This window comes from Proteus terrae subsp. cibarius (genome assembly GCF_011045835.1).
GTDB lineage: Bacteria > Pseudomonadota > Gammaproteobacteria > Enterobacterales > Enterobacteriaceae > Proteus > Proteus cibarius.
This window is the reverse complement of sequence record NZ_CP047349.1, coordinates 2520341-2545584: the sequence shown is the minus strand read 5'-3', so window position 1 is coordinate 2545584 and position 25244 is coordinate 2520341. Positions and strand designations below refer to the sequence as shown.

Annotated in this window: 21 protein-coding genes, 10 tRNA genes and 1 pseudogene; 21 read left to right on the top strand and 11 right to left on the bottom strand. The window is 35.8% G+C overall.

Annotated features, from left to right (window positions below):
• Window positions 1–56 precede the first annotated feature (56 nt).
• Window positions 57–1241, top strand: coding sequence for a NupC/NupG family nucleoside CNT transporter (locus GTH25_RS11930; RefSeq protein WP_075670528.1), 1185 nt, complete (start codon window positions 57–59; stop codon window positions 1239–1241).
• A gap of 166 nt (window positions 1242–1407) precedes the next feature.
• On the top strand, window positions 1408–1623 hold the full coding sequence (locus tag GTH25_RS11925; protein WP_023581656.1) for a DUF3820 family protein: 216 nt from the start codon (window positions 1408–1410) through the stop codon (window positions 1621–1623).
• A gap of 2 nt (window positions 1624–1625) precedes the next feature.
• Here GTH25_RS11925 and GTH25_RS11920 read toward each other — a convergent pair whose 3' ends face one another.
• A complete protein-coding gene (locus GTH25_RS11920; RefSeq protein WP_075670530.1) occupies window positions 1626–2066 on the bottom strand; it encodes a MarR family winged helix-turn-helix transcriptional regulator in 441 nt (146 codons plus the stop codon).
• Window positions 2067–2249: 183 nt separating this feature from the next.
• Between GTH25_RS11920 and GTH25_RS11915 the strand changes: the two genes are divergently transcribed.
• Complete coding sequence (locus GTH25_RS11915; protein WP_075670694.1) at window positions 2250–3002, top strand: SDR family NAD(P)-dependent oxidoreductase; 753 nt, start codon at window positions 2250–2252, stop codon at window positions 3000–3002.
• 67 nt (window positions 3003–3069) lie between these two features.
• Here GTH25_RS11915 and GTH25_RS11910 read toward each other — a convergent pair.
• The 3 genes from GTH25_RS11910 to gltX form a co-directional block, all read right to left on the bottom strand.
• A tRNA-Ala gene (locus tag GTH25_RS11910) sits at window positions 3070–3145 on the bottom strand.
• Window positions 3146–3172: 27 nt separating this feature from the next.
• Window positions 3173–3248, bottom strand: a tRNA-Ala gene (locus GTH25_RS11905).
• 157 nt (window positions 3249–3405) lie between these two features.
• Window positions 3406–4824 carry a glutamate--tRNA ligase gene (gene gltX, locus GTH25_RS11900; protein WP_164530591.1) on the bottom strand — a complete coding sequence of 473 codons (1419 nt, stop codon included), beginning with the start codon at window positions 4822–4824 and terminating at the stop codon, window positions 3406–3408.
• A 321-nt stretch (window positions 4825–5145) separates the two neighbouring features.
• Between gltX and GTH25_RS11895 the strand changes: the two genes are divergently transcribed.
• From GTH25_RS11895 to GTH25_RS11860, 8 genes are all read left to right on the top strand, one after another.
• Window positions 5146–5221: transfer RNA gene (locus tag GTH25_RS11895), tRNA-Val, on the top strand.
• A gap of 41 nt (window positions 5222–5262) precedes the next feature.
• Window positions 5263–5338 (top strand) — tRNA-Val (locus GTH25_RS11890).
• A 43-nt stretch (window positions 5339–5381) separates the two neighbouring features.
• Window positions 5382–5457 (top strand) — tRNA-Val (locus GTH25_RS11885).
• Window positions 5458–5498: 41 nt separating this feature from the next.
• Window positions 5499–5574: transfer RNA gene (locus GTH25_RS11880), tRNA-Lys, on the top strand.
• Window positions 5575–5612: 38 nt separating this feature from the next.
• Window positions 5613–5688 (top strand) — tRNA-Lys (locus GTH25_RS11875).
• Between the two features lie 40 nt (window positions 5689–5728).
• Window positions 5729–5804, top strand: a tRNA-Lys gene (locus GTH25_RS11870).
• A gap of 14 nt (window positions 5805–5818) precedes the next feature.
• A tRNA-Val gene (locus GTH25_RS11865) sits at window positions 5819–5894 on the top strand.
• Between the two features lie 2189 nt (window positions 5895–8083).
• The gene (locus GTH25_RS11860; protein ID WP_075670534.1) at window positions 8084–8386 is read left to right on the top strand and encodes a helix-turn-helix domain-containing protein; all 303 of its coding nucleotides are present in this window, start codon (window positions 8084–8086) and stop codon (window positions 8384–8386) included.
• A gap of 596 nt (window positions 8387–8982) precedes the next feature.
• Here GTH25_RS11860 and GTH25_RS11855 read toward each other — a convergent pair.
• From GTH25_RS11855 to GTH25_RS11830, 6 genes are all read right to left on the bottom strand, one after another.
• The gene (locus GTH25_RS11855) at window positions 8983–10029 is read right to left on the bottom strand and encodes an ABC transporter substrate-binding protein (protein ID WP_164530590.1); all 1047 of its coding nucleotides are present in this window, start codon (window positions 10027–10029) and stop codon (window positions 8983–8985) included.
• Window positions 10030–10041: 12 nt separating this feature from the next.
• On the bottom strand, window positions 10042–12183 hold the full coding sequence (locus GTH25_RS11850) for a TonB-dependent receptor (protein ID WP_235410192.1): 2142 nt from the start codon (window positions 12181–12183) through the stop codon (window positions 10042–10044).
• Window positions 12184–12453: 270 nt separating this feature from the next.
• Window positions 12454–13233: a thiosulfate reductase cytochrome B subunit gene (gene phsC, locus GTH25_RS11845; protein ID WP_075670540.1), complete on the bottom strand. Its 780-nt coding sequence runs from the start codon at window positions 13231–13233 to the stop codon at window positions 12454–12456.
• A complete protein-coding gene (locus GTH25_RS11840; protein ID WP_164530589.1) occupies window positions 13230–13808 on the bottom strand; it encodes a 4Fe-4S dicluster domain-containing protein in 579 nt (192 codons plus the stop codon). Before GTH25_RS11840 ends, phsC begins: the two co-directional genes overlap by 4 nt.
• A 14-nt stretch (window positions 13809–13822) precedes the next feature.
• The gene (gene phsA / locus GTH25_RS11835; RefSeq protein WP_159241928.1) at window positions 13823–16102 is read right to left on the bottom strand and encodes a thiosulfate reductase PhsA; all 2280 of its coding nucleotides are present in this window, start codon (window positions 16100–16102) and stop codon (window positions 13823–13825) included.
• Between the two features lie 873 nt (window positions 16103–16975).
• Window positions 16976–17779, bottom strand: coding sequence for a sulfite exporter TauE/SafE family protein (locus GTH25_RS11830; RefSeq protein ID WP_109849716.1), 804 nt, complete (start codon window positions 17777–17779; stop codon window positions 16976–16978).
• Between the two features lie 104 nt (window positions 17780–17883).
• On the opposite strand from GTH25_RS11830, the gene GTH25_RS11825 reads away from it, so the two are divergent.
• From GTH25_RS11825 to GTH25_RS11805, 5 genes are all read left to right on the top strand, one after another.
• Window positions 17884–18660, top strand: a complete 777-nt coding sequence (locus GTH25_RS11825) for an AraC family transcriptional regulator (RefSeq protein WP_075670546.1) — start codon at window positions 17884–17886, stop codon at window positions 18658–18660.
• Between the two features lie 195 nt (window positions 18661–18855).
• A tRNA-Arg gene (locus GTH25_RS11820) sits at window positions 18856–18927 on the top strand.
• A gap of 398 nt (window positions 18928–19325) precedes the next feature.
• Window positions 19326–19529 (top strand): hypothetical protein, encoded by a 204-nt coding sequence (locus GTH25_RS19375; protein WP_109419083.1) that lies wholly within the window; start codon window positions 19326–19328, stop codon window positions 19527–19529.
• An 18-nt stretch (window positions 19530–19547) separates the two neighbouring features.
• Entirely contained in the window at window positions 19548–21422 is a 1875-nt protein-coding gene (locus GTH25_RS11810) for a colicin-like bacteriocin tRNase domain-containing protein (RefSeq protein WP_083629058.1), read from the top strand.
• Window positions 21422–21685 carry an immunity protein gene (locus GTH25_RS11805; RefSeq protein WP_075670550.1) on the top strand — a complete coding sequence of 88 codons (264 nt, stop codon included), beginning with the start codon at window positions 21422–21424 and terminating at the stop codon, window positions 21683–21685. The genes GTH25_RS11810 and GTH25_RS11805 overlap by 1 nt, the downstream gene beginning before the upstream one ends.
• Before the next feature lie 2 nt (window positions 21686–21687).
• Here the strand turns inward: GTH25_RS11805 and GTH25_RS11800 are convergent.
• Window positions 21688–21871, bottom strand: a pseudogene (locus tag GTH25_RS11800) (DNA polymerase III subunit theta).
• Between the two features lie 322 nt (window positions 21872–22193).
• On the opposite strand from GTH25_RS11800, the gene GTH25_RS11795 reads away from it, so the two are divergent.
• The 5 genes from GTH25_RS11795 to mlaA all read left to right on the top strand — a co-directional run bounded on the left by GTH25_RS11795 (window position 22194) and on the right by mlaA (window position 25183).
• On the top strand, window positions 22194–22769 hold the full coding sequence (locus tag GTH25_RS11795; protein WP_156733737.1) for a fused DSP-PTPase phosphatase/NAD kinase-like protein: 576 nt from the start codon (window positions 22194–22196) through the stop codon (window positions 22767–22769).
• 91 nt (window positions 22770–22860) lie between these two features.
• A complete protein-coding gene (locus GTH25_RS11790) occupies window positions 22861–23043 on the top strand; it encodes a GDCCVxC domain-containing (seleno)protein (protein WP_075670554.1) in 183 nt (60 codons plus the stop codon).
• Between the two features lie 296 nt (window positions 23044–23339).
• On the top strand, window positions 23340–23525 hold the full coding sequence (locus GTH25_RS11785; protein ID WP_164530222.1) for a hypothetical protein: 186 nt from the start codon (window positions 23340–23342) through the stop codon (window positions 23523–23525).
• Entirely contained in the window at window positions 23522–24235 is a 714-nt protein-coding gene (locus GTH25_RS11780) for a P-loop nucleotide/nucleoside kinase family protein (RefSeq protein ID WP_238795280.1), read from the top strand. Before GTH25_RS11785 ends, GTH25_RS11780 begins: the two co-directional genes overlap by 4 nt.
• A gap of 207 nt (window positions 24236–24442) precedes the next feature.
• Entirely contained in the window at window positions 24443–25183 is a 741-nt protein-coding gene (gene mlaA, locus GTH25_RS11775) for a phospholipid-binding lipoprotein MlaA (RefSeq protein ID WP_075670556.1), read from the top strand.
• The last annotated feature ends 61 nt before the right edge of the window (window positions 25184–25244 follow it).

Here is a 25244-nt window from a genome sequence, read left to right as displayed (position 1 = left end):
ATGTTACGCGTTACATAAAATGCTCTACAAGATTTATTTTTATTTTTGGAGCATGCATGTCCTCTATCATTCACTTCGTTTTAGCACTCGCCGTTATTGGCGCATTAGCATTCGTTGCGAGTAACAATCGCAAAGGGATCCGTTTGCGTTATATCGTGCAGTTATTAGTTATTGAAATCGCATTAGCATGGTTCTTCCTCAACTCTGATGTTGGTGAAGGCTTTGTTCGTGGCTTCGCTGGATTATTTGATCACTTATTAGGTTATGCCGCACAAGGTACTGAATTCGTATTCGGTGGCATGATGAAAGGTGGTTTAGCATTCTTCTTCCTGAATGTCTTATGTCCAATTATCTTTATTTCTGCATTAATTGGTATTCTTCAACATATCAAAGTATTACCTTTCGTGATCCGCATTATCGGTACTGTGCTTTCTAAAGTGAACGGTATGGGGAAACTGGAATCATTCAACGCAGTGAGCTCACTAGTTCTTGGTCAATCAGAGAACTTTATTGCTTATAAAGATGTATTAAGCAAAATGTCTCAGCGTCGTATGTACACCATGGCTGCAACAGCAATGTCGACAGTATCAATGTCGATTGTTGGTGCATACATGACAATGTTAGATCCAAAATACGTTGTTGCTGCTCTAGTACTGAATATGTTCAGTACCTTTATCGTCCTTTCTGTGATTAACCCATACTCTGTTGAAAATGAAGAAGAGATCCAAATGGGTAATCTACATGAAGGTCAAAGCTTCTTTGAAATGTTAGGTGAATACATCTTAGCAGGTTTCAAAGTTGCATTAATCGTTGCTGCAATGCTGATTGGTTTCATTGCATTAATCGCTGCTGTGAATGCGATTTTCAGCATGATTTTCGGTATTAGCTTCCAAGATTGCTTAGGTTACGTTTTCTATCCATTAGCATGGGTAATTGGTGTACCAGAGCAAGATGCATTACGTGTTGGTAGTGTGATGGCAACTAAATTAGTATCTAATGAATTTGTTGCAATGGGTAGTTTACAAGATATCGCTGCTGAAATTTCACCGCGCTCTGTAGGTATCTTATCTGTATTCTTAGTTTCATTTGCTAACTTCTCTTCAATCGGGATTGTTGCAGGTGCGATTAAAGGTCTAAACGAAGTACAAGGTAACGTTGTTTCTCGTTTCGGTCTGAAATTACTATTCGGTTCTACATTAGTTAGCTTCTTATCAGCAGCTATCGCAGGTCTGTTTGTTTAATCTTTGAAGATAAAACAGATAGCATGTGAATAAAATAACAATGTAAATAGAGTCACTTGTTAATCAAGTAACAGAAAATCAAGCAGTACCTTCGGGTACTGCTTTTTTTATCTTTAATTTATCCTATAATCGGTTTTATCCCTTCAATGACGACGTGGTAGAGAACATGTTAGAGAAACAGCACCTTATCGATATAGCAAACACACAAATGCCATTTGGCAAGTACAAAGGACGTATGCTGGTTGATTTACCTGAAGAGTATCTATTGTGGTTTGCAAAGAAAGGTGAGTTTCCTGAGGGTAAGCTGGGTCAACTCATGGAGATGACCTTAGCAATTAAAATTGAAGGTTTAGAAGGACTATTAAAACCATTAAAGCGGTGATGTTAATTATTATCCATAGCTGATTTACCAGGTGTTAATGCATTAATGATTTTCTGACTTAATTCAATAAATAATGTTTGCTCTCCGAGCGTTAAGCATTCACTTATTTTCTCAGCATTTTGTTTTCGGCCTAACGCCGCTCTTGCCAGAAAAGCGTGACCCTCATCAGTTAAATGAGTAATAAGCTCACGCTTGTCTTTTTCAGAACGATACTGCGCAATAAATCCTAAGGATTTTAATCCCCGCATAAATTTCGATAAATTCTGTCTTGAAATTGCCAATGAATCACTTAATTGAGAAGGGGTTAAGTCACCTCGTAAGCGCAATAATTCTAAAATATCATATTGACCCCAAGTGACTTGTTCTGGTGTATAACGAGTTCGTTGCGCGACTAATGTGCATTGTAATAATGACAATGCGTTTTCTAATTTACACTTCTCCATAAATACGCTATCTCATAAATTATGTTAACTAAAGTTAATATTATCAGGTGATTCATTACGAATAAACTTTATATTGATTAACTAAAGTTAATCAAATAAGATGGCGTATAGTTAACTTAGGTTAACTACCTTGTGGTTGCCCGATAAAACTTGATGCAGTTGATAAGAGGTGAAGTTGAAATGATGGACTATTTTAAAGATAAAGTGATTTTAGTCACAGGAGCAAGTACAGGTGTGGGTGAAGGCATTGCACAATTGCTATTCCAACGTGGTGCAACGGTTTTCATTACTGGTCGGCATTTAGAGGAAATAACAAAAACAGCACGCTCTATTGATATAACAGGCAAAAAGGTCATCGCTTTACAGGCGGATATGACCTCATTTTCTCAAGTTGAAAAAATGATTGAAACTATTATCGCTCAAGTTGGAGCATTACATGGCTTAGTTAATAATGCAGGGATCACAGGACCTCATAATACATCTATTGTCGATTATGAGATTGAAGATTGGAAGGCGGTTATTGATACGGACATTAATGGCGTATTTTATGGTATGAAATATGGCATACCTGCAATATTGAAAAGTGGGGGAGGGAGTATTGTGAATCTTTCTTCATCTAATGGCATTGTGGGGATTGCAGGTATTTCAGCATATACAGCAGCTAAACACGCCGTATTAGGGATCACGCGTTCAGCTGCACTTGAGTTTGCAGACAAAGGAATAAGGATCAATGCAATTGGGCCTGGTTATGTCGATACACCAAAAATGCAAATGCTACCCAATGAAGTACGTGAATGGATGGCAAATACACATCCAATGAAACGAATGGCAACCAGAGAGGAAGTCGCTAAAACGGTCGCATTTTTACTTTCAGATGAAAGCAGTTTCTCAACGGGAGCATTTTATGCCATTGATGGGGGTTACACTGCACAATAAAAATAAATAAAGAGGGGGAGTAGAAAACAAAAAATCCCGAAGATTTCTCTTCAGGATCTTAAAATTCTGGTGGAGCTAAACGGGATCGAACCGTTGACCTCTTGCATGCCATGCAAGCGCTCTCCCAACTGAGCTATAACCCCACATATTGGATTGTTCTAGAAGTATATTGGTGGAGCTAAGCGGGATCGAACCGCTGACCTCTTGCATGCCATGCAAGCGCTCTCCCAACTGAGCTATAGCCCCAACATACTGGAACGGGCTTGATAATAGGCAACAAGCACAATACTGTCAATCAGTTAATCTCACATTATTTATTGATTGCTGAAAAAGAGTACAAAAAAAAGATACATTCCCTATTTTAGGAATGTATCTTTCTTAATAAGCAAGATTAACGAGTAAATTAAGCTTGGTTTTCTCTTTCAGTAATAAAGTCTAATGCTTTATTAATGCGCGCAACGCTACGAATTTTACCAATAGCGTGAACGGTAACATCTAAGCCAGGAGATTGACCTGCGCCTGTTACAGCAACACGTAATGGCATACCTACTTTACCCATACCCACTTCTAATTCATCAGCGGTATCTTGAATTGCTTGGTGAACATTTTCAGCTGTCCACTCTGTAATTGCTGATAATTTATCGCGAACGACTTCTAATGGTTGACGAGCAACTGGACGTAAATGTTTTTTCGCTGCTGTTTCTTCAAAGGTGTCAAAATCAACATAGAAGTAATGGCAACTTTCAGCCATCTCTTTTAATGTTTTGCAACGTTCGCCTAATAATTTGATCAGCTCAACTAATGATGGGCCATTACTGGTATCAATATTTTGTTGTTTAATATGCCAATCCAAATGAACAGCAACTTTCTCTGCTGGCAGTGTATTGATGTAGTGATGGTTTAACCAAAGCAGTTTATCCGTATTAAATGCGCTTGCGGATTTACTAATCGCTTCTAAAGTGAAATGCTCAATCATTTCATCAATAGTAAAGATCTCTTGGTCACCGTGAGACCAGCCTAAACGAACTAAGTAGTTTAATAATGCTTCTGGTAAATAGCCTTCATCACGATATTGCATTACGCTGACCGCGTTATAACGTTTAGAAAGTTTTTTACCATCATCACCTAAAATCATTGATACGTGAGCATATTCAGGCACAGGTGCGCCTAATGCTTTGAGAATATTGATTTGGCGAGGTGTGTTGTTGATGTGATCTTCACCACGAATAACGTGAGTGATTTCCATATCCCAGTCATCAATAACAACACAAAAGTTATAAGTTGGAGAACCATCAGTACGACGAATAATCAGATCGTCAAGCTCTTGGTTACTAAATTCAATTGGACCACGAATTTTGTCATCAAAAATGACAGAACCTTCTTGTGGGTTTAAGAAACGCACAACATGAGGTTCATCAGCGCTGTGATTATGGTTACCACCACGACAACAACCATCGTAACGAGGTTTTTCACCTTTCGCCATTTGATCTTCGCGCAGTTGCTCTAAACGCTCTTTAGTGCAATAGCAACGGTATGCAGTACCCGCAGATAGCATTTGATCAATCACTTGGTTATAGCGATCGAAGCGTTTAGTCTGATAATAAGGACCTTCATCCCAATTCAGATTTAACCAATTCATACCGTCCATGATTGCATCGATGGCTGGCTGTGTAGAACGTTCTAAGTCGGTATCTTCTATACGCAGTACAAATTCGCCCTTATTGTGACGGCTATATAACCAGGAATAAAGTGCGGTACGCGCACCACCAACATGTAGATAGCCAGTAGGACTTGGTGCAAAACGGGTTTTTATTTTACTCATTGGGATTGCCTTTGTACGTCTTACTTATATATAGATAAGTAATCGTGATTATCAAAAAAACGAAATGGTTGCCTTATTTTATCACTGGATGCTAATTCCTCAATGCCATTAAGCTTTTAACAGAGATAAAATTTTTAAATTGATGATTTTTTGTTTGACGAAGACTACCTATAGGATTACTTTGGTTAATTGCTGTGTCACTTATGGTGCTAAAAAAAGCATCTTGACTAAAAATAAAACGAACGATCGTTTTCACGATAAAAAACTGATAAAAATCGTTGACTCATAGCGCAGTATCCCTATAATGCACCCCATCACGACGGGCGGTTAGCTCAGTTGGTAGAGCATCTCCCTTACAAGGAGGAGGTCGTTGGTTCGAGCCCAATACCGCCCACCATTATTTTTTCGTTGTGATAAGTTGTATGATTTAGTGTAATTGGGCGGTTAGCTCAGTTGGTAGAGCATCTCCCTTACAAGGAGGAGGTCGTTGGTTCGAGCCCAATACCGCCCACCAATTACATTAAAGCGTGGTAGTGAGAATTTAGTCATCATGAAGTGGGCGGTTAGCTCAGTTGGTAGAGCATCTCCCTTACAAGGAGGAGGTCGTTGGTTCGAGCCCAATACCGCCCACCACTTCATCCGGTTATTTCGCGCAATATCACACAGTTAGGTATGGGTCGTTAGCTCAGTCGGTAGAGCAGTTGACTTTTAATCAATTGGTCGGGCGTTCGAATCGCCCACGACCCACCATTCCTAAAAATACAACATAAAGTAGTGAACATTGTGACGGGTCGTTAGCTCAGTCGGTAGAGCAGTTGACTTTTAATCAATTGGTCGGGCGTTCGAATCGCCCACGACCCACCATTCACAAAGCTACTTACAGATTTACGCAAAATTATTAAATGGGTCGTTAGCTCAGTCGGTAGAGCAGTTGACTTTTAATCAATTGGTCGGGCGTTCGAATCGCCCACGACCCACCATTTAATAATAAAGCGGGCGGTTAGCTCAGTTGGTAGAGCATCTCCCTTACAAGGAGGAGGTCGTTGGTTCGAGCCCAATACCGCCCACCACTTCTTTATATCCTCATTATCGCTTCTTATTTACTTCCCTAGAGTTTTTCTAAAAGAATTAATAATAGTTATTTGGTTTCTCATACCTGCTATCTGCGTTATTGCTGTTAGTTGCATCCTTTGAGCCTTAATCTTTTTCTCTGTGTGCACTGTTCTATTATGTTGCTCGTTGCTTCACTTATGGCTACATATCCCTATAGACATACTTTACTAGCCCTTTGTATTGGCATCATCTCTTTATCCTTACTTAGCTACTTATTTTATTCCCTTGGAGCTCTTAGTTTCTAAGACTGTTTTAACTTGTTATTGCATTGTACTTGTCGTGAAGAGTGCTCATAAGTCATTTTTTTTATTACACTTTTTTACATTCTGTCATGTTTTCATCATTTAAATGGAGCCACTTAAAAAAGAAAAGGTTCTTCTATTGTTAAGTGAATCATTTTTGATGAGGAATTGCGCTCAGTAGAAAATATGTATTTATTTTTGAGCGGGGTTCAAATGTCAATCTGAAAATATTAAAGAAATTACTCTAATTGAAAAAGAAAAACCTACTCCTTTTGGGGGGAGGTATAGGTATTTCCAATTTTTTAATAAAATTAAATAACCTTAGATGCACTGTGATAAATTATTTGCTCATTTCTTATGAGCAATATCTCTCATAAAATGAGCAAGTTAAAACATTTTGAGTCAGCATTGATAAATATGTGGTACTCATTTTTTAAGAAAAAAACAGAAGATTAAAAGATAAAAATTGGGCTTTATAGTTAATCTTTCTTACTTTTTATAAATCATTGGATTGTGCTAGTAATAATAAAGGTTAAATATAATGATGTTTTATCTTCTTTTTTGAAGGTGGGATATAGTAAGAGATCTTGCATAACTATTTGATTTAAAACGAACTAAGTTTAAGATTTGATATTTATCAACCTTTACACCATAATGAGCTGGATAGTAAATGATATAAAGCAAAAAGCACTTGTTTCATCAGTAATTGATTTGTCCTGAAGTGGTTAATTTCATTTTTTACGAAAAATGGAGAAATTTGTGCATTTGGCAGGAATATAAATTATATAAAAATATTAATGTTTATTTTCTCGTAAGAATAACTCTTATATGGAATACGTGTAATTACTTAGGATGTAAAAAGGTTAATTTTTATTTTTTTTAACAAAATTAGATCATGCCAAAGTTGATATTTAACAGTTCATTCCCTTGTGAATTTAACTTAAGATGTAATTATTACTCTATTTTTACAATGTGCCAAATGCGCGTATTTGAGTGAAAAAGAAAGAATAGTATTACATGGTCATAAAAAGAATGGTTTTTATAATAATACGCTTAGCTTTCAAATAACCTACTGATAAAACAAAAATATTTATATTAAGACTTACTTTTTTTCTATTTCATAAAGAAGATTTTTAATCTAATTGAAAATTAAAATAAGTTATTCATTAATAAAAATTCAAAAAAAATGAGTAATTAAATCTATTATTTATTTATTCTAGAGTAATAAAGAATTGTGGATCTTGAAATATATTTAGTTGAAAGAGTAAGGGTTTATGCTTATACAAATTAATTAACAAATGTTTAAAATGTGATTTATATCTATTTTTTTATGTAAGTTATGTAACGCATTGATATGGAAGCGTAATATCGGCTTGTTTGTAAAAAAAACAGATTTCATTGATATTGCTTAAGCTATTTAATAAAAATAAGAAAATCGTTACCTTTATGAGGTTAATTTATTATTTTAAATAAATTAGACTGATATAAGTTGATTTATTTTTGCACAACTCAAATAATAACACTTTAAATTAAGCTTTTACTAGATGATAATTCTAATTAGTGAGTAAAGTTTAAGAAAAAAAAAGTGTGATTTTATAAGTAAAATATTTTAACTGTATGAAAATAAAGGAGATATAGCATTATCCTAGGTATTATCAACTAGTATGAGTAAATCATTGTACTTGCACTGTCTTTTTTTGACTGGTTGAAAGTGTTTAAATGCGTAGTATATTATTTACATATGATAAGTCATGTTATGAATTGTAATATTTCTTATCTACTAAAAATAATATTTTATTAAAACAAAAAGGTGCTCTCGATAATATATAATTTTACATATTATTGCGCAGGAACACACCATTATAAATTAGATATCAATCAAAGTGAAAAGCGAGAACAATATTATGAGTAGCAAGTATCCAGTCGCTTATGCAGTTGGACAAAAAATTAAGTCATTAAGAAAATCTCAAGGTTATACTGTATTTCAGTTAGCAAAAGAGATTGATATTAGTGAACAACAGTTATTTCGTTATGAGCGTGGTGTAAACCGTATTGATATTGATTGCTTAGTTAGAGTACTTGAAGTACTAGGCGTTAATATAGGTAGCTTCTTTGAAGAAGTTACAGGCGGAATGGCTCAAGAATCTGAGCATAATGAACAACATATTCCAGCTCATTTCGATAGCAAGGCTCTTTCTATCTTCTAATAATATTCTTAAATTAAAAAGTAATTAATTTTAGAATAACTAAATTGAATAAGATAATTCTTATATATAGGTGTTTCTGTTTAGCTGATTAATAATAAGAATTTTCTTAATAGATGATATAAAGCCTTTATATGAAATCAATGCCCTTATTAGGGCATTTTACGTTTATAGGGAATGAGAATTTTTATTTTTTATAAGAAAAGAATAATTATATTGTAAATGAACCGAGACTTTCATGCTCGGAGAAATATATTCTTTTATTTATTTGTATGATAAAAAAACAGCTAATTAGTGCTTGTTTAGAATAAGCTATTCATAAAATCACCCCTTATATTACCTACCACGATTTTACCTCTTGATAACATTTTTGAAGCTATTAAACCTATGACCTTATGCGTTTTATACCAATAAATTTAAAAAGAGTGGCGTTTAATATGATAAATGCCCTAAATCCGTTTAGTGAAAAAAATGACATAGGATCAATATTTACGTATTTATCATTAAATGACTATATAGAGAACGAGTGGTAATATCAAAATAGAAGTAGTATGAGTTATTATTGCCTCTTCATCGTAAATATGAAGAGGCGGTAACAATTAGCCTTTGAGAGGTTTAAGAATGTGTTTGAGCTGCTGATCGGTGAGGGTGATATTAAAAAAAGTTTTATAGAATTGTTGAGTCTCTTTAGAGATATTAATATGCTTTGTTTGTTCTGGATATAAAACAGTCGCTAACCATAAAAATTGTAAGGCTTCCTCTGTGGTTTCACGGCACCACCAAAATAGGCCTTTAGGATTTGTGTAAACTCGGCCTTCACGTACGGCAGAGATGGATTGCCATTCAGGTGCATTCTTAATGATTTCAGTATCTCTTGCATACATAGTGACAATGACATCAGGATTGACATGAATAACTTGTTCTAAGGAAACATCACCAGCTCGGCTTGACACATTATCAAACCAATGTTCTGCAACGTTAATACCGCCTGCAAGTGTTATCCAATCATGATTTAACGAAGGTGCGCCAGATGTTCTTAATGGCGAACCAAAAGCATGATAGACCTTCATTGGTTTATTAGTGCTTATCTCGCTTACCGCACTTTTTACAAGAGCTTCATTACGCTGAAAGTAAGCTAAATAATCGTTTGCTAATTGGTGACTACTTGAACCTAAAATCTCACCTGTGATCAACGTTCTTTCTAACAATGCATCCATTGAACCTGATTTTAATAATGCAACACTGATCCCTGCATTTTTTAGCGCTGTCATTTGTGCATCAGATAGCTTTCCTGTTGCAAAAAAGATTTGAGGTTGGCTAACAATTAATGTTTCGATATTCAGTGTGTCATTATTCCCTTTACTAGAAATTGAAGCTGTTTTTATAGCGGGAACAATCTCGGTAAAAAAGGGAATAGTTTTGACTAAATCGGTTGTGGAAACAATTTTATCTCCAGCACCAAGCATAGCAAGTATCGCATTTTGAGCATTCCAACTCGTGGCGACTCTTTCGGGTGAGTCAGGAATAGTAATGGTTTGATTTTGATAATATTGAACAACTCGTTGTGCCTGTACATTAAAGGAGATACTGAGAGCCGAAGCTCCCAGTAACGCAATGCACAGGATTTTGAAAAAAACTTTATACATTTCGTTTTCCTCTTAGAGTTCAATGCTTACAGAAGCGGAAACTTGGCGAGGTGTGCCTAAGAAAGCATTTGCTCCCCCAATTGCGCCATTTTGGTTACCAGAGAAAATAGATGCCCAGTAATGCTCATTAGTCACGTTATCTAAATTGAGTCGGAAAGTGGTTTTCTTATCCCAATATTGTGTTTGATAACGCGCACCCAGATCGAGAGTGGTATAGGCTTTTGCCCACATCGTATTGGTGGTATTTGCTGCACGCTTACCTGTGTAGTGAACATTGGCGCTATAGATAACATTAGGCAAAGTAGGGTAATGGTATTCAGCTAATAAATTTGCTTGATATTTTGGTACGCCAACAACGTCTTTATCTTGTGTTTGAGCATTTCCTGTGTTGGTTAAAGTTGGATCTAACCAAGTCATGCTACTAAAAACGAAAAGCTCATCAGTGACTTTTCCGTTAGCGATAAGCTCTAGTCCACGGTTACGTTGTTTACCTTGTTCTTTAAAGATATTGTCGTTACCCACATAGGCAAAAGGACGCTCTAATTGGAAAATAGCTGCATTTAAATTAAGATCGCCAATTTGCGATTTAACCCCCATTTCCCATTGTTCGCTACGATAAGGTTTTAGTACTTCATTTTTGTTGTTGGCAGTGTTTGGTGCTGAATCCCCTTCTTCTAATGAATCTGCATAAGAAACATAAGTCATCACTTCAGGAATAGGTTTAAACATTAATGCGACAGTAGGGCTTAATCCATTTTCGGTGTGATTTCCACCACCAGCACGATAAGACGTTTCTTTGATCCAGTTTTGGCTTAGTGATCCCATTACTGACCATTGAGGATTAAAGGTAACGGTATCACCTAAAGTAAAAGATTGAACTTGTGAGCGACTATTTTTAGTGCGAGCTGCGCCTGTGTAGAAGCCTTCATGAGAAGGATCATCATAACGATGTGGATTATTAATATCTTGAGTTGGTAATGTGAATTTTTGATCATTACCATTTGCGCCATAAATATCCCAACGATAACCGCTAGTGGCGAGAATTAAATCATGAGATAGTGCGCCAGTCATCACATGACCATTAACATTGACAGAATGGCTTAAAATAGTAAAACGACCATAAGTTGTCGGTACTGATAACGTTGGTGTAAATTGCTTACCATCATGACTTAATTGGTTAGAAACAGAACGGAATCCGCGATCAGCCGTTTGATAGCCAATTGCTGCACTGATTTGCCAATCTTCGTTAAAATCATGTTTTAGTCGGCTACTTACTGTTCTGGTATGAAGATCAACGCCAGCAAAAGCTTGACCATAGCCGGCTTTAGTTGGATCTGGCGCATCAGGTAATGCGGTAACTTTGGGTCCATAAGAAAATGCACCAGGGTAACCTATTTTTTTAAACCAATAATCACTAAAATTCACTTCTAACACAGTATCAGACGAGATATTCCAATCAAATGCGGTACTGATTAGCTGGCGACGTGTTTTGCTACCTGCGACGTAACCTTTACCTTCATCATGCATTAGATTAATGCGATAACCAAAAGTGTTGTTATCATCAATAAAACCCCCTAAATCAAGATGGCCTTTAAATTGGTTATCACTGACATAAGTTGCATTAAGTGACGTTAAGCGTTTTAAGGTTGGACGTTTTTGTGTGAAATTAAATTGCCCACTAGGGCTTGCTGGCCCATAAAGTGAACCAGTTAGACCATTAATAATATCTACACGATCAAGCATTTCGATAGGAAAGGCTGTGGTAGAAATAATATTCACGCCATCTAAACGAGAGTTAGCAACAACATTGCCCTGCATTCCACGGTTTTGAGGACGGCCAACATCCATACCGCCACGTGCTTGCATTTGAGAAGAGGCATTATATTTTAAGATATCAGCAACATTGGTAACTTGTTGATTTTCAATCATAGATTGAGTAAAAGTATTTGTTGTATAAGGAGTATCTAACCATTTTTTCTCACCTAATGGCCCCATATCAACTTCACGAGTAACAAATCCCGCACCGGCTTCACTATTATTCACTGGCTGTACAGTAACGACGATTTTTTCAGCATTTTCAGCAGCTACACTTGCTGATACAGCTAATGTTTGTGCTATAGCACAAGCTATTGTCGAAATAATAAATTTCTTCACGATAGACTCCCTAAATGTATTTTTTAGTTATATAAACCCATCGCTATTAAAAGTTTTATATAACGATACCCGTTGCGAATGTAATGTACATCATTGTATAAGATTGTATATAGCGAGGTGGGCGCCGACTATACACCGAATAACATGTAAATAAAATGATGTATTTGCTAATAATAAAATTATGAAATTGTTTCTGAATTTAGATCAAAAAAATGCCCGCTTAAGCGGGCATTTGAGGAAATGAATCGTAACAGAAGGGATCTTGAGAAATTAATGCTCTGTTTTTTCTGTTACTGAACTATGATCATCATGTTTTTGGTGACGGTGATGACCATCGATCATACTGCGGAATGTTTGAGTAAAAGTGTCACCCAGAGTACATAAGTAGAAGTGCGCACAAATAAACATTAATGCCACGATCCCTAATACTAAGTGTGCTTTTAGCATCCAATAGCCTTCACCAAGTACTTCAGGATATAAACATAATAATCCAGTAACCAATAACAGCGGCACTAAACCAAACATCACTCCTAAGTAAGCGAGTTGTTGAAGAGGGTTAAACTTGTCAGTTTCAGTTGCTGCAAAAGGATGAGGTTCGCCTTTCATTATGCCATAAAGATAAAAGCGAGCTTGTTTGATGCAACGACCAATTAGCCCACTAAATCTTACTTTGTAATGTACACCATTACTGGTTGTTAGATTGATAAGGATAAAACCAATCCAAAATGCAATCAGTACAAAGCCACAGATCTTATGTAATAGCACCATTGAAGTGACATTACCGATAGAGAAGTGCCCTAAAAATCCACTCAATAGTAATAGGATAAACAGTAAAGCATTACCCCAGTGCCAAAAACGAATTGCTTTAGAGTATAAATAAACCCGTTCTTCTTCATAATGACCAGAATGTTTTGGTGCAAGGGCATAGCGTAGTAAGCCATGAATAACTAATACTGCTATCATAGCAACGATTAATAAACCGGCTGCCATTAACCATACAGGCCAATAATCTGGCGTATAATGGAGTTCTGCTCCCCAGATACTAGTCATGCTTTATCTCCCTGATGGATTTCTTTACGACGGAATAAACTTGTTTTTCCGACATTATCTAATTGGTATTGATAAACGGATTTTTGTTTGATCCAAGCCTGAATTTCAGGTGAGTCAATGCGACCAAAAGCAAGCGCATCTGTTGGGCATACCGATACACATGCAGGTAATTCACCTTTAGCTAATCGAGTATCAGAACAGAAGTTACATTTATCTGCGATATGCGTCATTGGGTTGATATAACGAACATGGTAAGGGCAAGCACCAACACAGTAATCGCAGCCGATACACAGCTCTTTTTTCACCTGAACGATACCATTCTCATCAATAAAAGAGGCACCAGTAGGGCAAACAGAAACACAAGGTGCATCTTCACAATGCTGGCAAGAAACACGGAAAAATTGGTAATGTGGATTACCCGCTTCGTCGTCATGAGGGCCTTGAATTTGGACTTGAAGCCGGCTAAATCCTTCAGGAATGTCATTGATGACTTTACACGCAACAGTACAAGCTTGGCAGCCAATACAACGCTTCTCATCATGTAACATGACAAATTGTTTATCATTATTGTTCATTGTTATTTTTTTCCTTAAGCCCGACTAATTCTGACACCTGATGTATGTACATCAGTACCTGATACAGGACTAATTTCATGAGGTAATAAGTTGCCACAGTGAACACCTGTTGTAGTCGCTGCTGTTCTCGCACCTGCTTTTGCACCTGATCCCATATAAACAAATACAGTGTCAGGGCGAATGCCTTCTGTTATCAAAGCATGTGCTTTTTCTTTGCCTATATTGTTTTCCAGAATGATTTCATCACCATGTTTAATTCCATGGTTTTTAGCTGTTTCAGGGTGAAGCCAAACAGGATTTTCCCACATTAATTCAGCTAATAACGGTACATATTGTGTTGCACCATTAGTATGAACGGCGACTTTACCTTGGATAAAATAAAGCTCGTCTTTTTCTTTTAATGGGAAGTTGTGGAAGCGTGGAATGCCGTAGTTTTCTAAACGGCTTTCTAATTCTTCAGAGTAGATTTCAATTAAGCCACTTGGTGATTTAAAGGAAAGGGCTTTTTCCATTGTATTGTTGCTATCAACATGTTTAATTGCATCTGGATATTGCTCAACAAAGGCTTTTACATAAGAAGGTTCGCGTAATAACAGTGGAATACCATAAGAGATATAGCCTTTTTTATGCATCTCTTTATAAAGTTCTTCACTACCATTAACTTGATAAAGCTGTCTTACTCCCATATTTTCCCAAGGGAAACAGGCTTCTAATCCTAATGCTTTACCTAATTCCATCCAAATTAACCAACTTGGTTTAGTATCACCAATCGGTTCGACAACTTGCTGGCGTAATGCATAAGCTGGGTTTAAACCTGAAACATCAGCAACTTCTTCATCACGTTCTAAATAGGTACATTCAGGTAAAAGATAATCGGCATAAGCGGCACTTTCACTTAAATACACATCACAGCTAACAATTAAGTCTAATTTCTGTGCGGCTTTCTCTAGATCAGGACGACAACTCACTGTTTGGAATGGGTTATGACGAGACATAATCCATGCTCGTGTTTGATACGGCACGCCTTCTAATGTTGAATCGATAATTGATTGAACAATACCACCACCTTTATTGATGTACTTAAATTGAGGAGCTGTTGCATCAATACGTTTTGCGGTAATTTCAGGCATACCTTTAACGCTTGGTTTCGCTAATTCAGGTGCAACATCAATACCTGCTAATTTGTTGTATTTTGTCGCTGCTTTTTTCTGATACATACCGCCTTCACGTTCAATGTTGCCAAGTAACGCATTGAAGGTGAAGATCATTCTACGCATATTAATTTCTTCTTTATTAAAGGTTGCGCGGTGACCTGGCATAATCAGTGCGTGAGGTGCTTTTGCTGCAATCTCACGAGCAATACGAACAATATCTTTAGCTGGAACATCAGAATGTGCTTGAGCCCATTCAGGGGTTGTGTCTTGTAGAACCTCTTTTAATTGTGGGAAACCTATCGTAAATTTCTCAATAAACGCTTTATCGTAGAGATCTTCTTTAATTAAGATATGGCACATTGCCATCAGAACAGGTAAATCTCCACCAGGGCGGATTGCGAACCACTCATCTGCTTTACTTGAAACAACAGACAAACGAGGGTCAAAACTGACGAGTTTTGCGCCACGTTCTTGTGCTGTCATCAGTTCATGAGTTTCGGCGACTTCAATACCTTCATAAAGGTTATGACCAAAAGAGAGAATATATTTAGAATTCGCTAAATCCATCTTAAGATCACCGCCCATCATAACGGATGCTGCGATAGCTTTTCCTGCTGGACAAGTAGATGCGTGTGTAAAGGTGTTTGGAGAGCCAAAAGCGGCCGCCAAATGGAAAAGATGAGAAGAGAGTGAACCTGATTTAGATGAAAAAGAGATACTTTCTGCACCATAATTTTGTTTTATGGCATTCATCTTTTCTGCAATTTCTTTATAAGCTTGTTCCCAGCTTATCACTTCCCACTCACCAGCGCCTCGTGGGCCTTTGTGTTTCATGGGTTTGACAATTCTGTTTGGATCATTAACTAGGCTAACACCACTTCCGCCTCTTGCACAAACTCGGCTACTTTGGTGTTCAGCATTTCTATTTCCTTGGATAAAGACGGTCTTGTTGTTAACAACCTGGGCTTCTATCGGACAACGATAAGAACACATTTCACACAGGCTAGGTGTTAATGTTGACTGACCCTTAAGAGAATCTACAGGATTAAATGCAAGTGCACCTGGTGGTAAACTACTCACGGTACAACCCACACATCCTATCCCCATCCCCTTAATGAAAGAACGACGACTAATACTCATATAACCTCCAGTTTCTTCTTATAGCTAAATATTATATACGGACGGTTAAATAAATATTTGAAGGCGTCTCCATTTTATTAATCCATAAGTGATGAGTTAGTTGTAAATAATAAATAATAGAGAATAAGAAGTTAATAAATATCACTAAATAAATTAACTAAAATAGACAAAATCAAATGATAATTATTTTCTTCTATTGAATGCTATTATAAAAATTTGGGGAAGGAATAGGGGATTTTAAGTGATATGACATTAATGGATAGTTCTTTTAAATTCACAGGCTTATATCATTAATTTGTTTTATTAAAGTGTATTTAAAATATATGATTAATAATAATTAAAGTTTGACAAAAAAGCCTATCGATATATAATTATTTATATATCGAAATGACATTATATTGTAATTAATTTGTTATTTGAAAATCATAATAAATAATACTTTTGATGTTATTTAAATCCAGTTTCTTCTTAAATTATCTTCTTATGAAAAATAGCTAACTTATTATTATGATGATAAATGCAAATAAAATAGAAAAATAAATAGGTGTTTTTTTATACAATAAATATTCATCGAGACGTGATCAGATTGATACTAAAAATGAGACAATTTATAAATTATTGTTCATTATGTTTAAATATTAATTAATGATATTAATCGTTATGGAACTGTGTCGTGATTGTCAAAAAGAGGTATTTTTTGTTTTATGTGTCTCAATAGCATTAATGCTAGGTGAAGATGCGTAGGAAAAAGATGAAGTGAAATGTTAAAAAATGGCGACTCTTTTGAATATTCAAAGTCACCATCTTATGTGTAGTCGTTATTGTTTTTTCCGTTATTTGTTGTCTTGGTATTGTCTATATAGAAGAAAGGATTTAAAACAGCATGACAATTAAAACAAGACTCAATAACAGAGGATAAACTCTTGCGTGCCATTTATCAGGAATGCGAGATAAAAAACGTTCAGAGATCTTCAAGCCAACCCAAGTACTACAAATCAGAATAAGTGCAGCTTTTAACCAAATATAACCAATAAAACCTGATTCACTATTTAAAGGTGAGGTAAAAGAAAGGGCGACATAAGTAAATGTTGCCGTGAGAGCTAAAGGTAAGGTTAATGCATTTGCCATTGCTGCTGATTGTGCCATGGGTGTTCCTCTACGGCGCAATAAAGGTACTGTCATGACACTTCCACCAACGCCTAAAAAAGCAGCAATAATACCAATCACTGTACCATTAATACTTTCTTTTGCTTTAGTTACTGTTTTTGAGTTGTGAGTCGGAGCCATAAAACCGGGGCGAAAATAACAATCTAAAATAGTGACAAAGAGATAACCAATAAAGATCCATTTGATCCACGTACCTTCAACTGTTAATGCGAGAAGAGCACCTAAGATCCCACCAAAAGCGATACCCATAAACAGAATGGACATGATATTCCAATCAAGCCTTTTGGCTTTATGGTGTTTAATGGTGGTGACTGTCGCAGAAAACAACATAATTAATGCAGAGGTAGCAACTGCGATTTGCATAGCATGTTCAGCAGGTAAGCTGTCTATTCCCCAAAGTGTCAGAATAAGTGTATAGAGTAAGGGAACAGTAACAAAACCTCCGCCAAAGCCAAATAACCATGTTGTGATGCCTGAAATTAAACCAAAAGAAATCAGCCAGAGTGTCATTTCAAATCTCCTGTTGAGTCAGGAGATTAACAATATAGAATAAAGTGATGGCTTACCCACGCGATAATGACAAGTTTATACGAATTTAGGACAATTTAAATATTATGCGTAATATCGATATCAACAGTGTGGATGATCTTCCTCGTGATATTTTGGCATTAGGCTCTGATTATCCTTATGACACATTACTTGAAGCTCATCATCATCGGCGTGCGCAATTTTTATATGCCCCTAGTGGGGTAATGAAAGTTAAAACAGAAGATGGTCAATGGATTGTATTGCCTTACAGTGGCGTGTGGATCCCTGCAGAAAAAGTACATCAAGTGCTAATGTTGGGTAGTAGTACTTATAGTCTCTATATTGAGCCTAATAAAATTCCTCGTCATTCAGAATATTGTGAGGTTTTACAAGTTTCCCCTCTGCTTCATCAGTTATTACTTTCTGCCAATGAACTTCCTTTACTTTATGATTTAGGTGGGCGAGATAGCGCATTATTGACTTTGCTTTGTCATGAATTATCCCAAGCTAAGCCATTACCTTATTTTACGCCATTACCGCAACATGCTTTATTAGATGAATTGTGTACTGAATTTATGTCACGACCTAATATTCGCACAACACCAGAAATGTGGGCTGAAAAATTAAATAAGAGTCTACGTACATTTACTCGTCTTTTTCATAAGGAGACAGGACTTTCTTTTCGAGATTGGCGTCAAAAAGCGTGTTTAATGTATGCGTTAACCGCTTTAAAGAAAGGAGATTCAGTCACTGAGGTTGCTTTAGAGCTGGGTTATGAAAATCCGAGCGCTTTTAGTGCAATGTTTAATAAAGAGATGGGATATTCACCGAAATTGTTTTTAAAACGATTGAAAGAGTTTTAATAAAACAGACATATATAAGAGTAAACATAATTAGTGATAATGATATTTATCAGATACTTTTTAAGTCAAATTGCATTGTTCAAAAAAGAAACAAAAAAATTCCTTCCAATATCAGTGCGTTAAAACTTGATTAATAGAGAGTGAGGGGGGTAAAATGTAGCCCGTCCATAAGTCATGCTTTATCTTCCTACGTATGTTCCCTTAGTTAAATGGATATAACAAGCCCCTCCTAAGGGCTAGTTACAGGTTCGATTCCTGTAGGGAACGCTCTGAATCCATTCGTATTAGTTCGCCTTCGTTCGTAAAATCCCACAAAATTCAATATACACAATAATTTCCTTTCCGTTGTGGTTCTTATTAGTTCGTTGGAAAACCTCTATCTTTATTGGATAAATTTTTTCTCCAGCGAGATTTTACCCAAAATGTTAACTGTAAAGCAGACATCATCATTTAAAGCAAAAGATAAACCGTATAAGGGCTCTGGTGGTATCTATTTGTGTCGGTAACACATCAAACATTCAATTTCATGGACAATAAATAATTACTGCGATGGTAGAAAGTATTGTTTATGTAGCAATGAAGTCGATTGTAGAAAATCTTGGTATGAGTTGGTTGATTAAATCAAAAAAATCAATAAAAACAATGATAAATACAACTTTGTTCATATGAATATGGTCGTTATAGATAAAGAATTACGTAATATTTTATGTATGGCATTAAAGAAATTAAATGGTTGGCTGCTCAGGATTAACTCATCTAAGGTGAAAGAAGGTATCCGTAACTATTCCGACTATAGCCGAAATCAGACGATTGTTTTGCAATTATTATTAAATATACTGTGTTTGTATACAGTGATTGTGTGCAGTTGAATATAAAAAGGAATTTATATGAGTGATAATGAAGATAGAGATATTCGGATTGAAATAACCGATGGCGTCAGTAGTCATGATTACTATGATTATGATGAAGATGATAATTCAAATTACACAGATAATGACGATGAAGATCGAGACAGAAACGAAAGAGAAAGAGATATTCAAGATGCCTCTGATATTGATTTAAACCAATATCCTGAAAAGCTAGTAATGGCATCAGCTGGTCTCCCTGCTTTAGGTTTCCTTACCTATCAAGGTGTTCTTAGTTTTACATCAACTCCATTTGTTTCCGCTAATATTAAGAGTGTCTTTTCTAAGTCATTGACAGCGTTGAGAGCTAGTGCATTAGAAGCAATTTCTATTGCTCCAAAACTGGCTAGAGTTACAGGTGTCGGAATTGCAATCGAAGGATTGTGGCCAAGTAGTAATATTATGTCTACTCAAGCTGAAATGGCTCTGCTGGGAAAATACGGTGTTTTAGACAGAGATATTTTTGATAGAAATAAATCTCGTAAAGTTACAACCATGCCTGCTGATATTGTTACTAATCAAATTAGCAACATTGGTAAAAAAACATCATTAAGTATACATACTCAGGTTATGTCTGCTTTAGATAAGAATACTGGAAAGCAACGAACCATTGTATCAACGGGTCAGGCTATTAGTATTCCAATCGTAAAAGCAACAGCAACAAGCACACCTAATGTTTATACCGCTCCTATTATTGCAGGCGCAAAGTCAGTGCGTATTAGCGTTTCTGAAAACAAAGTAGATAAAAATAAACAGGTAGTCATCAACTCTAAGCCTAATGCTAGATATTATATTCCTTCATCTAAATTAAAGACTCATCATGCGATTGTTGATTTTGGCGGAAAGCATGAAGCTCTTTATGTCTCTATTATTGACGTTATTGATATAAATAATGAAAAGCAAATAGTGGAAAAAGAATGGGCTGAATGGTCGACTCTATATCCTTTAGAAGCCGCATTATTAGAACTTGAAGAAGCAAAAAAAAGATTAGCTGATATTGATAAACAATATCAGGCTCAAGTTGCTGTTATTAATAAACTCAAAGCTACGCCAGAAGGTTTGGCGTTAGCCGATCCTGTTAAAAATCCTCTTATTTATAAACAGGATAGCAAGCAATTAAAAATAACAAAACAAGAAGTTAAATTTAATGACAAAGAGTTATTAAAAGCAATTTTGAGTCGGCCTAATGACTATCCTAACATAGTTGTTCAAAAATTAGCTAAAGAGTCTATTAAGGGGCCTCAGTTATTTGCTGTTGCAGCTCTTTTAAGTGCTTTATGTGATTCAATTTTAAAAACCCACGCTCAAATCGAAGATGCAAAGAAAAAACTGGCTCCCATTCTCGAATCACGCAAAAAAGCAGAGGGAAAGAAAAAAGCTGCTGAGGATAAGGTCGAGGATATAGAGAAAAAATTGGGTGCTTATGGTGAGGTAAATACCAAAGGAAAATCTAGTGGCCGTGAATTTAATAAAGATAAAGCTGGTGGACCAATTAAAGATTTAGATTGGAAAGATGTAAAAATCGATCGTGATGGCGTTGATAAAGTAAAATTACACACAGGGCGTTTTGGTGAGTCAGCTGATAACAAGGAAATGATTGATCGACTGGAAAAAATATTGCGTGGTGAAATAAAAGCTACTGATATTGACAAGCGGTTTTATACACATGAAATTAGAGAATTGGAACGGTATCGTAATTTAGGTATTAAAGATCGCGAGGTTCCGAATAATATTGATGAGGTTTGGAATAATACTCATACAGCGACACTAGAAGATTATAATATCAATGAACGGACGCAGCCTTTATATACACCAGAGGCTATCGAAGCATATGATAAATCTCAGGAGATAAGATAATGATTGATGTTGAAAGTATTTATAAAAACGAAAGCGTAGAAGATGTGCTTCTATATTTTGCCCCAAAAACGACGTACCCAAGCATTGATCGTTGTTATGTGAGATATAAATTTGAAGTTGTTGAAAAAGCTATACTTATAAAAACAATGGGTAAGCTTTTACAGGAAGGTAAATTAGCTAAAGATAAGAAGGGGCTAACAATTAAAGGCCCTAATTGGAAAGAGCCTAAATTTGTTACTCAAAAAAAATACGGAATTAAATAGATTTAAATCCATTTCGGTGGATTTTTTATTTTCTCATTAAAGTACGTTCTCAAATGTGCCAGTTGTTGTTGTTCAACTTCGGACGCAACGACTGGCATGTTTAGACATTCTATATGCGACACCACTTGTGGCTAAATCGACATTAATCTTGTCTTTTTCTTCTTGAGTTAGATTAGCTAAGTTCATATCGGATCCAGTTAGTTTTTGGAGAGTATAGCGAGGAGGGGGATTAAAAATGAAGGGAGGGTATAAAAGTATCACCTTTCTCACAGGTTCGATCTACAAATTAACTTCACTTTTCTTGATTGGGTAAAATATTTTAAATTCTATAATTTCCACATATAAATCAATATCAACTCCATTGTTTGTGGAGTCTGTAGGGAACGCTATCTATTACCTATTTTGTAAATTTAGAAATTATTCCTAGAGCAGTGTTTATCAATCCACGCTATTATCGCTATTATTTTGCTTCCTCATTCAATAACCAGTAATAAATTTAGGTTTTTATATGGATATAAAATCAATTAATGATATTCGATATTTAAAGTTTTTATTTATTACTTATTTTTTTCTGCTGGTGGGGTGTAATTCTAGGCCTACTGATGTCCTCGTACCTCCTGAAAATTTTTATCAAGCTTCAGAAAAAGTTTATCGTTCAGGGCAACCAACACGCGGTGAAATGAAATGGTTAGAAGCCCAAGGTATCAAGACGATTATTAACTTACGTGAATATCATAGTGATAGTGATGATGTAAAAGGCACGCAACTAGAAACTTTTCACGTAAAAATGAACGCAGGTAGAATTAATGATAAGGACGTCATTGAGGTATTACGTAAAATAAATAGCACGCCTGATCCTGTGTTAGTGCATTGTTGGCATGGCAGTGATCGCACAGGGACTGTTATAGCAATGTATCGGCTAATATTTGAGAATTGGACAAAAGAGCAGGCAATTGCTGAATTAAGAAAAAAAGAATACGGCTATCACGAACTCTTTTTTCCTAATATTATTCAATACTTAGAAGAAGTTGATATTTCCTCAATAAAACAACAAGTCTTTAATCAGCAGGTTGCGAATAAATAAACAACTTATTGATTTAATACGCTATTTAAGAAATGAAAATAGTGTATGCTAAATAATAAAGACGATGTTTATAAATTTATGTGGAAATAAAATGTCAGACAATCAGATTAACTTGATGTCAGAAATCACTTGCCCGTATTGTCATACTCTATTAAACCCCCTTGAAGGCGATTGTTGTGTATTTTGTTCTTATGGAACAGTATCTTGCCCACCGATTCAAGAAGAAAAATCATCTGGGAAAACATCATGTTGCTATCAACATGAGAGCAAATAATTATTTATCTATAACAGTTAAATAAAATAATTTTATATTCAAAGGTAAATTAAACATCAATTAATTTATTGGTTTGATTTTAAAAATATATTCTTGTTTAAAAAATAAATTACTGCTAGATTTTATTTAGTCTATTTATAAGGTTTATTTTTATGTCATATTTCACAACCTCTCCAGCAATTATTATTACCATCACTTAGTGGTGGGGATTGGTTGTATTAAGAACCCGCCAGATAAGCGGGTTTTTTTATTTTTAAACTCCTTATCTGGTACAAAGATAAAGATAAGGACAATAAATGTTTACTTCAGAAGAAGTTGATCAACATACCCAATCTCTAACGCAGCTAATTGTAAATGCAGACCAAGCTATTACTGACGAAAATTTTGAGTATCTAATGAGTTTTTATACTGAAAATGGCACGTTAGTGGTTAAAGATGATTTGCATGTTTCTGGTAAGCCTTCACTAAAAAAGCATTTATGACAATTGCTGGATTTTTTAATCACTCATTACAAGTTTCTCAAGGAAGAGTGAAAGCTATTTTTGGTGAAGATTGTGCACTTGTTTTAGCACAAACACTTTTAAGTGCAAATATGCCAAATGAAGGAAAGTTTAATACAGTAAGAGAAGCCACTTATGTTTTTAAACTTATTAATGACCAATGGCTTTGTGTTATAGATAACTCTTATGGAACTGATTTATTAAAATCATCTTCTGATGCTCGTTTGCATTTTTTCTGTGGAAAAATTGCTTCTGGTAAATCAACGTTAGCAAAATCATTTGCTAAATCGCCCAGAACGGTATTAATCAATGAAGATGAATGGTTATCGCGACTTTATCCAAATCAAATAAAGACAGTAACTGACTATATTGAAAAAAGTGAGTTAGTGAAGGGGGTATTAAGCGAACATATTGCAGTTCTTCTTAATGCTGGAAATACCGTTATTATGGATTTTCCAGCGAATACACCAAAGCAGCGAAAATGGCTAAAATCATTAGCTGATAATACGGGAATGCCTTATTTATTTCATGTTTTGAAAGTAGAAAGTGCTGAGTGTAAAAAACGATTATCTTTACGTAATCAATCAGATGAGAATCCGTTTAAAACCACAGAAGTAGAGTTTGATTTTATTACACAGCATTTTTCGTACCCTGATCCAGAAGAGCGATTAGTGATAAAAGAATATAATTAAATAACATCATAGATTTTTATATTAGCCCATAATATTGGGCTAATATTTTAAATCAGCTCGATAAGATAATCACAAAAACCGAATTATCTTATAAGATCAAAGCCTAATAAAAGTACCACTTATCATGCATTGACAGTATTATGTGTAGAGTTTATGAATATGCGAACTATGATGCTGTCCATCATAAGATAATTAGCGGAGAACATTATGAAGTATCGCCTGTGCGGTGTTGCTCTTTCAGTCGCCTTACTTTCAGGATGTGCAAGTACCCCTAATAATGGGGAGGGGCGCTCTGACCCATTGGAAGGGTTCAACCGCCAGATGTTTGATTTTAACTACTATGTTTTAGACCCCTATATCTTACGCCCTGTTGCGGTTGTTTGGCGTGATTATGTGCCACCACCAGCAAGAAATGGCTTATCTAACTTTTTAGGTAACTTAGAAGAGCCGGCAAGTATGGTAAACAGCGTATTGCGTGGTGACTTTGAGAAGGGGGCAAAACATTTTGGTCGTTTCTGGATTAATACCGTTTTTGGCATGGGTGGCTTAATAGATGTCGCTGGTATGTCTAAAGAAACGATGGAAAAAGAAGTCCCAATGCGATTTGGTAGCACGTTAGGTCATTATGGTATGGATTATGGCCCTTATGTGGTTGTACCGGGCTATGGTAGCTTTACTGTCCGTGAAGAGGGCGGTGACTGGGCTGACTTAACGTATCCTATGCTGAGTTATTTAACATTTTGGATGTCAGCAGGTAAGTGGGCATTAGAGGGCATTGAAACACGGGCACAATTGCTCGACTCCGATGCGATTTTACAAAATTCTTCTGATCCATACTTAATGATGCGCGAAGCTTATTTCCAGCGTAACGACTTCCAAGCAGATGGCACTGTAAAAGAAAATCCTAATGCGAAAGCCATTGAGGATGACTTAGATTCTATCGATTAGTTTATTATCTTTGTTAGCTTGATGAATAAATAAAAAATGGTCTTAAAAAAGACCATTTTTT